The sequence below is a fragment of the Lentzea sp. CC55 genome (assembly GCF_021056325.1).
Lineage (GTDB): Bacteria > Actinomycetota > Actinomycetes > Mycobacteriales > Pseudonocardiaceae > Lentzea > Lentzea jiangxiensis.
In genome coordinates this window covers 35,000-48,372 of the sequence record NZ_JAJCXE010000024.1, presented here as the reverse complement: position 1 = coordinate 48,372, position 13,373 = coordinate 35,000, and the positions used below count along the sequence as shown (strand labels likewise).

The window sequence follows — 13,373 nt, the reverse complement described above, 5'->3', positions numbered from 1 at the left end:
GCGTGATCAGCCGCCCGATGCCGCCAGGGAAGCCGAGGCGGTGAGGAAACGGGCCGCGCGGCCCACACCGATCCGGTGGCCCGCGGCCTGCCAGATGCCGGACGCCACGCGCGCCGCCTTCTCGGCGCGCGTGTGCTCGGCTGCGGCCGAGAGGACGACGGCGGTGCTGAACAGCGCCTCGGCCTCGTACAACCGGAAGCCACCCTCGCGCGCGAGGGTGAGCGCCTCGCCCGCGATCGCCCGTGCCTCGGCCGTGCCCGCCAGCACGAGGGCGAGCGCCGCACCCGCCTCGATCCGGAGCGCGCGCAGGCCCGCCTCCTCGGTGATCTCCAGCGCCTCTCGCAGGTCCGCGGCGGAGCCCGCTGCCCGTCCGAGCGCCGTCAGCGCCGTCGCGAGCGCCTGCCGGTCACCGTCCTGCCGGGCGCACTCGACCGCCTGCTGCGCGAGCCGCACCGCCGCGCGGCGTTCGTCCGAGGCGAGCCGCACCCCGCTCAACGCGGTGAGCGCGGTCGCCTCACCGAACCGCGAACCCAAGGCGCGGAACGACTCCAGCGCTGCGCACGCCGTGCGCCCGGCCTCCTCGACCCTGCCGGTCCAGTGCTGCACGACGGCGAGGTCGGCCAGGTTCGCCGCCTCCCAGAACCGCAGCCCGTCGGCCCGGCACAGCGCTATCGCCTCGTCGAGGTGCCGCTCGGCCTCCGCGAGCTCACCGAGCTGCCGGTGGTGGCAGCTCAGCGAGTTCAGCGCCAGGGTCTCCCCGGTCCGGTTGCCCAGCTCCCGGAAGAGGTCACGGGCGCGCGTGCTGTGCGCGACGGCCTCGGTGAGCCTGCCGGTCCACTCGAACATGGAGCCGAGGTTCGCCACGGCGGTGGCCTCGCACTCCCGCCAGCCGCAGGTGCGAGCCGCCCGCACTGCGCGGGTGGAGTGCCGGACACCGTCCTCGTAACGGCCCTCCCGGAAGCACGCTCCGCCCAGGCTGAGCTGCACCAGCGCCTCCGCGGCGTGGTCGCCGCGCTCCTCGGCGGCCCGCAGCACGACCGGCGCGAGGTCGAGCCACTCGTCCCGCCGGCCGTGGTCGTGGAAGAACCGCCGCAGCGCGTCCGCGAGGTACCAGGCAGCCGGGTACGGCCCCTGCGTCGCGGCCCGGCGCAGCGCGGCCGTGAGCACGGGTGTCTCCACGTCCAGCCACGCCGTGGCCTCGGCCCGATCCGCGAACGCGACGGGCTCACGAGGCACGGGCACCGGCGTCGTGCGGGGCAGCGTGACGATCCGGGCGTCGAACAAGGCCACCGCGGCGTCCGCCGCGGCCAGGTACCAGGCCAGGAGCCGGTGCCACGCCCGGTCGCCCTCCGGCTCGTCGGCGTGCAGCCGGTCCTCGGCGTACTGGCGCACCAGGTCGTGGAAGCGGAACCGGCCGGGGGCGTGCGGCTCGACCAAGTTCACCGCGACGAGCCGGCGCAGCAGCCGCGACGCCTCGGCGCCGGGCACGTCGAGCAGTTCGGCGACCGCCGCCACCGTGAAGTCCGGTCCGGGCACCAGCGACAGCAGCCGGAACGCGCGCCGTTCGACGTCGGCCAGTGCCTGGTAGGACAGGGAGAAGGCGGCGCCCAGCACGCTCTCCTCACCGCCGTCGACCGTGAGTCCGGCGAGCGGCGAGCGGCGCAGTTCGGCGACGAGCTGCGCAATCGTCGTGGTGACGTTGGCGGCGGCGACCCGCAGCGCGAGCGGGTGGTGCCCGCACAGCCGGGCCAGCTCCCGCACCGCCTCCGGCTCGCCGGCGACGCGCCGGGCGCCGAGCACCGAGGCCAGGACGGCGTGCGAGTCCGCCGGTGGCAGCGGTGCCAGGTCGAGCACCCGTGCCCCGGTGCGCGCCACCAGCTCGCCGAGCCGGTGCCTGCTGGTCACCAGCACCCGGCCGGAGGAGGGCAGCAGGGGCAGCACCTGGGCGGCGTCCCGGGCGTTGTCCAGCACCAGCAGCACGTCGCGGTCGGCCAGCAGCGTGCGCAGGGACCGGCCCTGGTCGTCCTCGCGCAGGTCGGCGCCGAGAGCCCGCAGCAGCTGCGCGAGTGCGCCGCTGGACGTCAGGGGCTCGTCGTCGGCGTCGAAGCCGCGCAGGTCCACGTAGAGCTGGCCGTCCGGGTAACGCTCCCGGGCACCGTGCGCCCACCGCACCGCCAACGCGGTTTTGCCGACACCGGCCGTGCCCGTGATCACCCAGACGCCGTCGTCGTCCTCGTCGAGCGCCTGCAGTTCGCTGTCGCGCCCGGCGAACCCCCGGACGTCGAGCGGGAGCTCGGCGGGGGACGACGCCCGTCCCTGCCCGCGCAACACCCGCAGCCGGACCTCCTGCAGGTCGCGTCCGGGCTCGATGCCGAGCTCCTCCACAAGCACGTCGTGCGCCTGCGCGTACACGTCCAGCGCTTCAGCGGATCGACCACATCGCTGCAACGCGAGCATGAGACACGCCCGCAGCCGTTCCCGCAGGGGGTGCTCGTCGACGAGCCCGCGCAGCTCGGCCAGCACCTCGGCGTGCCTGCCCGCCGCGAGCTCCAGCTCGGCCAGGTCCTCCAGCACGACCAGCCGCCGCTCCTCCAGCGCCGGTCGCTCCCGCGCGGCCAGCGCGTCGCTCACCCCACCCAGCGGCTGCCCGGTCCACCGCGCGAGCGCCCCGCGCAGGTCGTGCGGCGTGGTGGCTTGCCGCACCTCGTGCTCGAACACGTCGAGGTCGCGCTCCATCGCTCCGACTTCGGCGACATACCCACCGCTGCGGTGCGTGATGACGTCCGCGCCGACGACCTTGCGCAACCCGGACACCAGGACCTGCAGCCGTCCACGCGCGCTCTTCGGCGCCGCCTCGCCCCAGGTGAGATCGATGAGCCGGTCCTCAGGCACGACTCGGTTGGCGCTGAGCAGCAGAGCGGCGAGCACGGATGCTTGCTTCGGCCCGGCGAGCGCCGGCGCGCCGACGACCGAGACGGGCCCCAGCAGGCGGTAGCGCATCTACGGGAGCCGCCTCTCAGCCGTGCAGCCGAACTCACCGGCGTTGAACCAGACCCGGACAGAAGCGGTCCCGTCCGCGGGCACCCGCGTACCCGCGGGGAAATCCACCGCGTGGTCGAACCCGGCCCCGAGCCCGTCGCGCGTCTTGTCGAACACCACGCGCTCAGTCAGCCCCTGCCGGTACGAGACACGCACGCGCATCGTCCCGGAATCGCCGATGTAGGGCCCGGCCCCGCCACGGCCGTCCAGCACGGAGTGCAAACCCGCCAGGGTGTCGTAGCGCAGCACGAACTTGCCGGTGTACTCACCATCCGTGCAAGAGGTGGTGATGGTGGTCGACGCCGCGTGCGCCGGCACCGACGTCAACGCCAGTGCCGCCACAGCCGCGACCGTCGTCCAGACCTGCTTGTGTCCCACCGTCGAACTCCCCAGTTGACTCGATGGTGGCGCGCCGCGCGCGCCCGAACGCAGAGGGATATCACCCGGAGGCCACCTCGGCCAATGTGGAAGATCACGTCGCGGCCGTGCAACCGATCCGCTGCCGCCGGCGTTGTCGCGGTTGTCGTCAAGGGGCTCAGCGGTGGTGCGACCTCTACGGCGGATCACACGTACACGCTTTGCCACACAGCGACTTCCCGCCCGCCTGACCGCGGGCACCGACCTCCGCAGACGAGGTGGCGGACCACCCGTACCCGCCCTACCGCGTGGACATCGCGCTGGGCAGGTCGGCGTGCAGGTCGAGCATCTCGTTCACGCCGGCGGTCTTGAGCACCCGGGACGCGAAGCTCTGCTCGGGCACGACGACCGCGAGTCTCGTGCCGTGGTCCTCGGCTTCCATCTGGCTGTGCACGAGCAGGTGAACGCCTGCCGATCCGATGAACTCGACAGCGCTCAGGTCGAGGACCAGCACGTCCGGCTTCGCCGCGAGCCGGGCGTGGACCTCGTCCCGGACGAGGTCGGCCGTGCTCATGTCGATCTCGCCGGCGACCGCTGTCACGGGCACGGCTTCGTCATGGCTGGTCTGCACCGAGATCGGCGCACGGTCGCTCAGCTCGGTCATGGTCGTCGTTCTTCCCACTCGGGTGTGCGCTGCCCGGCACAGCCGCCCCGCTCGGCTCGTCACCGCGACGGGCAACGCTCCTGACGCTGCAGCAAGCCCTGACCAGAACAAGGGCGAGGCTACTCAGCAGAGCGCAGCCGGGCGAGTTGACGCAGCAGCGCCTGGCGGACGGGTTCCACCTCGGCGACGAGCTGGGCGAGCTCGTCCAGGCCCACGGCGTCCGGATGAGTCCGGCGCCACTGCTCCAGCTGCGCCGCCATCGCGGCCTGGCCGGCACCGGCGTCGTGGTATTCCTCCGCGAGCTGGTCACACCACGAGCTGTCGGCCTGCGCGGGAGTCTCTCCTTCGAGCCTGCGGGCCAGATCGCGGGCCTCGGTGAGCTCGGCGCGCAGACTCGCTATCGCGATGGGCAGCATCTCGATGCCCAGATCGGAAGGCTCCTGACCTTGTGCGCGTTCATCTCCCACGCCTGCACGATACGAACGGAGCTACCGGCACGAACGAAAGACACACACGCGTTCGTGCAAGTTCGCCGGTCCGTGCGACTTCCTGCCGATGTGCTCACCGATTGCGACGACGGCCACCCCGGCCGCGCACCGGGACGTCAATGTCCACACTGGACGCGACGGTCGCAGGCCCGGCCGGGACCGTCACGCGGCGAGGATGAACGACAGGAAGAAGCCGCCGGCCGTGGCGAACGCGTTGAGCGGCCTGCCGTGCTCGAACGCCTCGGGCATCAGCGTGTCGGCCAGTGACGCGATCACGGCGCCACCGGCGAAGGACAGCGCGATGGCGAGGACGGCGTCGCTGAGGCCACCCGCGACCACCCTGCCGAGCACCACCGCGCCGGCCAGCAGCAGCGCGCACGCCACCCAGGTCATGACCACGCTGCGCTTGCTCTGCCCCGACTCGCGCATGGCGACGGCACCGACCAGCGCCTCGGGGAGGTTGGAGAAGAAGATCGCTACCAGCAGGGTCAGCGACACCCCGCTGGCCAGCGACACCCCCAGCGCCAGGTTCTCCGGCACGCCGTCCAGGGTCACCGCGGCCAGCAGCGCGAAACCGACGCCGCCGCGCGCACCGGCCTTCGTCACCTCCCGCTGTTCCGGTCCGGCCTTACCGGTGACGTAGCGGTCGAGAGCGGAGTCGACCAGCACGAACGTGGCCGCACCGGCCAGCAGGCCGAGTCCGGACCGCACGGCGCCACCGAGGTGGAAGGCCTCCTCGAACAGCTCGAACGCCAGAGCCGAGATCAACGCCCCGCTGGCGAAAGCCAGCAGAACCCCCGTCAGCCACCGCGGCGGACGCCACAGCGACCCGGCGATCGCACCGACCACCAGTGCGCTCGATGCGGCCAGGCCGTACAGCACAGCGGTCAGCATGCCCCTGATTCTGCCGCCCGCGGGGTGTCCGCACCACCCGGCGAAGGTCGCCGCGATCGTGTGCACCTCCGGTCACTCGTTCTGGCGGAAACCTCGCGCGAGAAAGCTCTCCGTGACGTCGCTGCGGTTGTGCTCATCGGTGTACTGACATACGGTGGGAGGTCGTCTTCGAACCACTCAATTTTCCAGTCGAGGTGTATCTACAGGTTTTCCGGGTTGGGCAGCGGCTCGCGTCGGCGCTTCTCGCGGTGGGCCGATGGGAGTGCGATGAACGACCAGCACAACGGAGCTTTGGACGTACTGACCACTCAGCTGGTGGAGGATGCGGGCGTCGTGGTCGTCGTCATGACCGGCGAGGTCGACATGATGACGGAGCGGTCACCGCTCGCCCAGGCCGTCGAGGCGTTGGAGCACGCCCCGGCCGGGCTCGTCATCGATCTGCAGGGCGTGACCTTCTTCGGGTCTTCCGGAATGGCTCTGCTGCTGACGGTGCAGCAAGAGGCCTATCAGCGGGAGATCCCGTTCGCCGTCGTCGCAGCGCATCACGCCGTGTTGACGCCTCTTGCCATGACGGGGACCGACGTGTTGCTCCCGTTGTTCGCGACCTTGCCGGACGCACTCGCTGCCGTCCGCGCCACGCCGACGGTGCCATCGCAGGACCGGCGGTAGGAGAACCGCTCAGCCGTCGCGCCCCTTGCCCTCCTGCCGCCGCGGCCGGTGAGGATGCCGGACGGCTTGATGCCGCGGTGCATCACCCCTCCGCGCGTGCACCCGTCGACGTGATCCCGTTGTCGAACCGACGCGCGTCATCCCAGTTCGGACCCCGTCCGGAACGGCTTGACCGCGACCTGCCGCCGCAACCGGCGTCCCACGCGCGAAGGGCCTCGGCCACGGCGGCTGACTGTCCGGCGGTTCGTCGCGCTGCGAACCGAGCCGTTCTCGCCGACCATGTCCGGGGGAGGAGCGGAGGAGGTGGTCACGTGGGAAACGCGGCACCCGCAGCTGAACCGCTGGGCATCGTCCGGCCCATGCTCGCCTCCCCGGGCAACCCACCCGACGGCGACGGGTGGGCCGTCGAGTTCAAGTGGGACGGCTACCGGGGTGTAGCCCATTGCCAGGGCCGGAGCGTGCGGGTGCTCAGCCGCAACGACATCGACTTCCTGGGCCGGTTCCCCGAGCTGGGCGTCCTGCCCGAGCTGCTGCACCACCGCACGGCCGTGCTGGACGGCGAGATCGTCGCCCTGGACCAGGAGGGACGCCCGAACTTCGGCCTGCTGCAGCAGCGCAACAAGATCGGCTCGGGGGTGCGGGAGCTGCGGCGCTCCCGGCCGCCCATCGCCTACTTCGTGTTCGACCTGCTGCACCTGGACGGGCGATCACTGCTGAACAAGCCCTACCACGTGCGGCGCGCCCTGCTCACCGAGCTCGCGCTGCCCGGCAACCACGCCGTGCAGGTGCCTCCGTCCTTCCCGGACACCGACCCGGCGGACGTCCTGCACGTGGCGAGCCAGTACGGGTTCGAGGGCATCGTCTCCAAGCGCGTCAAATCCACCTACGAGCCCGGCCGACGGTCGCCCTCCTGGGTGAAAACTCCCCTCCGGCACACCCAGGAGGTCGTCATCGGCGGATGGCGGGCGGGGCAGGGCAACCGGTCAGGCCGCATCGGATCGCTCCTCCTCGGAGTCCACGACGCGGGAGGACGGCTGGTCTACGTCGGACACGTCGGCACCGGCTTCAGCCAGGAGGTGCTCGCCGACCTGCACCGGGACCTGGAGCGGCGAGCGCGGCGCACCAGCCCGTTCGACGTCGAGGTGCCACGCGAGCACGCCCGCGACGCCCACTGGGTCGAGCCGGGGCTGGTGGGCGAGGTCGAGTTCCGGCAGTGGACCTCCGACGGACGCCTGCGGCACCCGGCGTGGCGAGGACTGCGTCCCGATCGCGACCCGTCCGGCGTCGTGCTGCCCGGCGAGCGATGACAGAAGGCCGCTTCGCGGGTGTTCGAGTGCGGGCGGTGCGGAAAGTCCACCCGATCCGGTGATCACGCGCATCACCTCGTGATCAATAGGATCCACTCACCGTCGTGGTTCGAGATCTGGATGCGTGAACAAGTGGCTCCCCTCGTCAAGTCCTGCCGTGCGCTCTGCACCGCTGTGCTCTTGTCCACCGCGGTTCCCAACGCGGTCGCGCTCGCGGACGAGCCGGCCGCCGTGACGTGCACGACGTCGTCGACGTGGACCTACTCACCCGGTGTCGTGCTCGTGCCGCGACCGGTGCGCACCTCGGTGGAAGACCAGTACACCTCGTGCACCGGTGTGGGCGGGGCGGTCGCGCACCGCGGAACCAGCGAGTTCGTCGTCGACCGCGACGCGGGCTGCCTGGAACCTCTCGCCGCCGTGGCGGAGAGCCGTCGCATCAGCTGGGCGGACGGTACGACCAGCACCTTCTCCTACACGGTGACGGTCACGTCCGCCCCCGGCGCCGACGTGATCACCAAGGTCGGCACCATCACCGACGGCGTGTTCGCCGGGCGTTCCGCTCAGGCCGTGCAGGCGGCTCCGGCGGTCGACCTGGTGCGGTGCCTGACCGGGGAAGGGATCGTGCGGCAGTCGTCGCTGGGCACGTTCACCGTTCTCTGAGCGCGTCGTGCTGACCATCAGTGGTGTGCCGCTCGACGAGGGCGTCAGGCTGTTACGGCAACACGCACCTGATCTGACCTGGCAGGACCGATCGCCGTTCCTCGGGGCGGCAGCCGCGCCGGCGATCCCGTGGTTGCGCTTCGCCCACCGGGACCACCGGCGCGAGTCCGGTCTCGTGTTCCCCGCGGACCCGCCTGCCCCGCAGGGACTCGGGGTGAGCTTCGCACCCGAGGACGGGACCGGCGCCCACGTCTGGGCGGCCACGGCAGGCCTGCGGCTGCTCGCCGCCGAGCCGGCTGCCGTCGCGGCCGCGGCGGACAAGATCACGTCGCTGGAGCTGTTCGCCGCCGCCGGAGTGGACACGCCCCGCACCTGGGTCGTCGACGGCGAGATTCCCGATGCCGCAACGGGTCCGCTCGTCGTGCAGCGCCGGGCGAACAACCTCACCGGCAAAGGCACCCGCCTGGTCACCACACCACGGCAACGGGACGAGGTGCTGCGTGAGTGGGCCGGCGAGACGCTGCGGGTCTCGGCTCATGTCAGCGGGCTCACGGTGACCGTGAGCGGGTGCGTGACGCGATGCGGCACCGTGGTGTCGGCACTGTCGCACCAGTTGGTGGGAATCCCCGCCCTGACGTCGTACTGGGGTGCGCACTGCGGCAACCAGCTGATCGCCGACGGCGCCCTGCCGCCCGGTGCCGCGTCGCGCTGCCGCGAGGTCTGCGCGCTCGTGGGCGACCGGCTGCGCGAACTCGGCTTCCTCGGCGCCTTCGGGCTCGACCTGCTCGTCACGCCCGATGCGGCGGTGCTCGCCATCGAGATCAACCCGAGGTTCCAGACCGTGGTGTCGCTGGTGCAGGCGCAGGAACGCGCCGCAGGACTGCTTCCCGCTCTCGGCACGCACACGCTGGCCGCGCTGCTGCCCTCGCTGCCCGTGCAGGACGTCAGCACGACGCACCTGCGGCTCAGCCAGCTCGTCATCACCGCCGACCGGCACGGTGTGCTGAGGGAGCGTGCCGAGCCGGGCCGGTACGGGCTGGAGGCCGGTCGGCTGCGCCAGCAGGCCGGAAGCGACCTCCTCGCACTGCGTCCCGGCGAAGCGCTGCTGTGGTGCCACGCCCACCCCGGCGACGCCGTCCGGCCGGGGGAGGAGCTCTTCCTGCTGCAGTTCGCCGGACCGGCCGCCTCCCTCCAGCCGGAACCGGAGCTCACAGCGCAGGCAGGGGAGTGGGTGCGGGCAGTGCGCCGCTCGGTGGTGCTCGACGGTGCCTGACGAAGCCGGGTGGCTCGACCTGCCACCGGACCGCATGCGCGAGCTCGGGCACCGGGCAGTCGACCTGGTCGTCGACCACCTCACCGGCCTGCGCGCACAACCGGTCAGAACACCCGCGACACCGGCCGACCTGCGGCACGTGCTCGGCGAACCCGTGCCGGAGCACCCCACCGACCCGCGCCTGCTCCTCGAGTTCCTCACCCAGGAGGTCCTGCCGCGCTCGCTGCGGCTCGGGCACCCCGGCTGCCTGGCGTTCATCCCCAGCGCCAACAACTTCCTGAGCGTGCTGGGCGACCTGCTCGCGTCCGGGTTCAACACCTCTCCCGGCGCGTGGCCGGTCGGAGCGGGACCCGCCGCGGTCGAACTGGTGACCGCGCGCTGGCTCGCCGAGCTGCTCGGCCTGCCGCGGGGAACGGGCGGGGTGTTCACCCCCGGCGGCACGCTCGCCAACCTGACGGCGATCGCGGCCGCACGGGACGACCGCCTCGGCGCCGACCCGACCGGTGGCGTCCTGTACTGCTCGGACCAGACCCACCCCGCCGTGCTGAAGGCGTGCCACGTCCTGGGCCTGCGCCGGGAGCAGGTGCGGCTGCTGCCGGCGATGGACGCGGAGCCCGTGCGGCGGGCGGTCCACGCCGACCGAGCCGCGGGCCTGCGCCCGTTCCTGCTGCTGGCGAACGCGGGCACGACGGCGACCGGCGCGATCGACCCGCTGCCCGAACTCGCCGGGCTCAGCCGTGCCGAAAACCTCTGGCTGCACGTGGACGGAGCACACGGCGCCGCCGCGGCGCTGACCGAACGCGGCCGGACCGCCCTGCGCGGCCTGGCCGAAGCCGACTCGGTGGTGATCGACCCGCACAAGTGGCTGTTCCAGCCGTACGAGATCGGCTGCGTGCTGGTGCGGAACCCCGACGTGCTGCACAGGGCGTTCACGATCGACCGGTTCCGCGCCGCAACGGACTACCTCACCGTCTCCCGGCCCGCGGCCACCGAGACGAACCTGTCCGACCACGGCGTGCAGCTCACCACCGCGGCCCGCGCGCTGAAACTGTGGTTGTCGCTCAAAGGTTTCGGCGTAGCGGCCTTCCGCGCCGCGATCGACCACGGTTTGGACCAGGCCGACCACGTCGCGAACCGCGTCGCGGTCAGCCAAGAGCTCGACCTGGTCGCCGGCCCGAGCCTCGGCATCGTCTGCCTGCGCTACCGCCACGGCTCGGACGAGACCCAGGCGGCGATCTGCCGTCAGGTCAACGAAAGCGGCGGCACGTTCATCGCGACGACCACAGTGGACGGTGCGCTGGCGTTGCGGCTGTGCACCATCAACCCGCGCGCCACCCGGGCCGACCTCGACCGCGTGCTGACGGCGATCGTGACCGCCGGTCGGTCCGCGGCCGTCTGACGCGGTGGCTCGCCCGGCCACCGGGCCACGGGTACTGTGGGCTGCGTGGTTCAGGTCGTCATCCAACCCTCCTACGGCACTCCTGGTGCTCGCAGGCATTGGGCGGACACCTTGGCGCAAGCGGTGCCGTTCGAGCCGGTCCGTCCGAGTCCGGCGGACCTCGCCCAGCTGAACACCGTGCACCCCGGCGGCCGGGCGCGGTTCTGGGGTGCCACGGTCAAACACGACAAACGCATGGACAGCCTTGCGCCCGGTGACGTCGTGCTGCTCACCGGCCGCAAGCACGTGCTGGCCATCGGCGAGGTCGGGCACGCGTTCCGGGACCCGGCGTTCGCACGACGTCTGTGGCGCCCCGATCCGACGAAGTGCTTGTGGAGCAACGTCTACAGCTTCCGCCGCTACTGGCCCGTGCGGATGCCCTACGAGGAGATCTGGGCGTTGCCGGGCTTCACCGCAGGCGACAACTTCATGGGGCTGCGCTTTCTCGCACCCGAGAAGGCCGCCGTGGTGCTGGCACACATCGCCGCGGACCGCCGGAGCGCGCCCGCGGCCGACGACGAGATCTGCCACGCCGCGGTCTGATCCGGCAGGACTGGTTCGGGAGCCGCAGCTGCCGCCCTTCACCTTCGCGCCGGGATTCACCCGTCTCAGCGTCTTCGCCGACATCCAATTCCAGGTCTGCTGTCCACAGAAGGACAAGCACTGCGACACGCCGGCCCCGACCGCGACGACGGCCACCTTCACCCTGTACGTCACCCGGTGGAAGGGCAGCGGGTCTGCCAGAAGAACCGAGCTGCCGGGGAACTCCGTGAGATGTCCTACGCGGTGCACCGCCATCACGTACCACTGCACCTGCCCCACTTCACCATCCGCGCTGACTGCGACCCGCGGTTCAGCGCCTAGGTACTGGTGAAGTGGATAGACGGAATGGACGGCGGGGTAGAGGGCGCCGTGGAAGACCTGACCGACTCACGCGGATCCAGCTCAACGCACAACGCCGACATGAGCCACATTTTCATGTCAGGCGTGACGATGACCCGCGCAGCACCTGGATCAGCTCCTTGCTCGCGCAGCCGTGGTCCAGTTCTCGCCGGTCTCGGACATGCGCTTGGACGGTGGCTCGCGGTCGGTCCACTTCGTGGCGGGTCGCCGATCTTGCGGTACGGGCCGGGGTTGACCATCCGATCGACCAGGCGGTCCCGGTGCAGCAGCAGGTCGGTGGCCCGCCCGGTGGCGGGCGCGGTCCTGAAGGACCTCCTCGCGCCTCTCGGCGGTCACGAACACACCCCTGCTCAAGGTGACGTAAGGGAAACTGCCTACTGCGTTTGGGGGAGCACGTTCCGGCAAACGGGTAGCAGCTCAGGAAACCGGGCGGTAGCTGTGCGCCGTGGTGACACGCTCGGCGGACGACAACGGGGAGGGTGCGATGAGAATGCCAATGATCGGCGGGCAGAACCGGCCCAGGCGCGTTCAGGCGCTCGCCGCCGCCATGGCGGCGGTGACGATGGTGGTGACGGGCGCGCTGGTGGGTGCCACGCCAGCGGCCGCGGCGCACGGCTGCGGCGGCACGCTGCTGCAGCAGTACGTCTACGACGGCGGTTTCGCTCAAGTCGACGTGTACCTGGAGAACGGCACCACGAACTGCCTGGTCAACCGCACCCGCGGTGATTCATGGGGACAGGCCGCAGGCATGGCGGTGGCAGTGTCGAAGTCCGCAGCCGACATCCCCGGCACGGGCAGCACCAACCTGTGCTCGGGCTTCACCGACACCGCCACCCGCCAGGCCGACTGCAGCAACTCTTACACCTACTACGCAGGCCCGGTGCGCATCTACGCGCCGAACTCCTGCATCAGCTTCGGCGCGCGGGTCAACAGCGGCGGCTTTATCGGACACCAGAAGTGGGCCAACCGCCACTGCGCATGACCGACGAGCAGACCGCGCAGCCGGTGCAGTGGTGAGCGGAAGTGGGCGCCGACCTCGCGACCGGCGCCCACTTCGGTGTCCCGCGCGACGCGGTGAGTCCCTGCAGAAGCTCTGATCAAATGCTGCGCTGCCACGCGACGACGGCCGCATGGTAGACGCGCGAGTTGAGCGCGAAGTTGAAGCAGTGGCCGTAGCCGTTGAGAACGAACGCGTCCAGCCGCGGTGCCCGTGGGAAGAACGGCCTTTCGGACGCGGCCAGCGCTTCGGAGGACGAGCAGTCCGAGCCCAACGGCCTGCCGCAGAAGTGGTCTCCCGCGGACTGGGCGCTCATCGCCGGCGCGGTGATGGCGCGGCTGGCCTGGATCAGGACGTTGTTCAGCAGCACGGTGGTGACGACCTCACCGGCCGTGTAGGCGTCCTTTGTGGACTCCTCGTGGTCGATGACGGCGGCATTGTGCGGACCGGGCTTGTGGAACGTGTCGTACCGGGCTCTCGGCGCCGTGGTCAGGTATCCGAGGTCGAGGCCGAGCTTGCCCGGGCGCGGGTCGAGGGTCACCGGGATCATGCTGGTCAGCGCGGGCACCACGCTGACGAGGTTCATCTGGTTGATCAGCCCGGTGACCAGAACCCCGTCGACGTCGCGGTAGGTGCCTGCCTCGGCGATCGCGATCGCCGAGCCGACGGAGTGGCCCCCCCGAT

At 71.5% G+C, this 13,373-nt stretch carries 12 protein-coding genes and 1 pseudogene; 7 read left to right on the top strand and 6 right to left on the bottom strand.

Annotated features, from left to right (window positions below; genetic code table 11):
• Positions 1-6: 6 nt before the first annotated feature.
• From L6E10_RS21695 to L6E10_RS21675, 5 genes are all read right to left on the bottom strand, one after another.
• On the bottom strand, positions 7-3,000 hold the full coding sequence (locus L6E10_RS21695) for a BTAD domain-containing putative transcriptional regulator (RefSeq protein WP_236221360.1): 2,994 nt from the start codon (positions 2,998-3,000) through the stop codon (positions 7-9).
• Positions 3,001-3,417, bottom strand: a complete 417-nt coding sequence (locus tag L6E10_RS21690) for a hypothetical protein (protein WP_236221359.1) — start codon at positions 3,415-3,417, stop codon at positions 3,001-3,003. It abuts the gene before it with no gap.
• Between the two features lie 280 nt (positions 3,418-3,697).
• The gene (locus L6E10_RS21685) at positions 3,698-4,060 is read right to left on the bottom strand and encodes an STAS domain-containing protein (protein WP_236221358.1); all 363 of its coding nucleotides are present in this window, start codon (positions 4,058-4,060) and stop codon (positions 3,698-3,700) included.
• A gap of 119 nt (positions 4,061-4,179) precedes the next feature.
• Positions 4,180-4,527, bottom strand: coding sequence for a hypothetical protein (locus L6E10_RS21680; protein WP_236221357.1), 348 nt, complete (start codon positions 4,525-4,527; stop codon positions 4,180-4,182).
• Between the two features lie 183 nt (positions 4,528-4,710).
• Positions 4,711-5,442 (bottom strand): ZIP family metal transporter, encoded by a 732-nt coding sequence (locus L6E10_RS21675; RefSeq protein ID WP_236221356.1) that lies wholly within the window; start codon positions 5,440-5,442, stop codon positions 4,711-4,713.
• Between the two features lie 267 nt (positions 5,443-5,709).
• Between L6E10_RS21675 and L6E10_RS21670 the strand changes: the two genes are divergently transcribed.
• The 7 genes from L6E10_RS21670 (at position 5,710) to L6E10_RS21640 (ending at position 12,674) form a co-directional block, all read left to right on the top strand.
• Entirely contained in the window at positions 5,710-6,111 is a 402-nt protein-coding gene (locus L6E10_RS21670) for an STAS domain-containing protein (protein WP_236221355.1), read from the top strand.
• Positions 6,112-6,470: 359 nt separating this feature from the next.
• Positions 6,471-7,418 carry a non-homologous end-joining DNA ligase gene (gene ligD, locus L6E10_RS21665; RefSeq protein WP_236221354.1) on the top strand — a complete coding sequence of 316 codons (948 nt, stop codon included), beginning with the start codon at positions 6,471-6,473 and terminating at the stop codon, positions 7,416-7,418.
• A 120-nt stretch (positions 7,419-7,538) separates the two neighbouring features.
• Complete coding sequence (locus L6E10_RS21660) at positions 7,539-8,078, top strand: hypothetical protein (protein ID WP_236221353.1); 540 nt, start codon at positions 7,539-7,541, stop codon at positions 8,076-8,078.
• 7 nt (positions 8,079-8,085) lie between these two features.
• The gene (locus L6E10_RS21655; RefSeq protein WP_236221352.1) at positions 8,086-9,351 is read left to right on the top strand and encodes an ATP-grasp domain-containing protein; all 1,266 of its coding nucleotides are present in this window, start codon (positions 8,086-8,088) and stop codon (positions 9,349-9,351) included.
• On the top strand, positions 9,344-10,750 hold the full coding sequence (locus tag L6E10_RS21650; RefSeq protein WP_236221351.1) for an aspartate aminotransferase family protein: 1,407 nt from the start codon (positions 9,344-9,346) through the stop codon (positions 10,748-10,750). Before L6E10_RS21655 ends, L6E10_RS21650 begins: the two co-directional genes overlap by 8 nt.
• 45 nt (positions 10,751-10,795) lie before the next feature.
• Positions 10,796-11,332 carry a hypothetical protein gene (locus tag L6E10_RS21645; RefSeq protein ID WP_236221350.1) on the top strand — a complete coding sequence of 179 codons (537 nt, stop codon included), beginning with the start codon at positions 10,796-10,798 and terminating at the stop codon, positions 11,330-11,332.
• Between the two features lie 856 nt (positions 11,333-12,188).
• Positions 12,189-12,674 (top strand): hypothetical protein, encoded by a 486-nt coding sequence (locus tag L6E10_RS21640; RefSeq protein WP_236221349.1) that lies wholly within the window; start codon positions 12,189-12,191, stop codon positions 12,672-12,674.
• A 115-nt stretch (positions 12,675-12,789) separates the two neighbouring features.
• On the opposite strand, the pseudogene L6E10_RS21635 reads toward L6E10_RS21640, so the two are convergent.
• Positions 12,790-13,373: pseudogene (locus L6E10_RS21635) on the bottom strand (alpha/beta hydrolase); the annotation flags it as partial.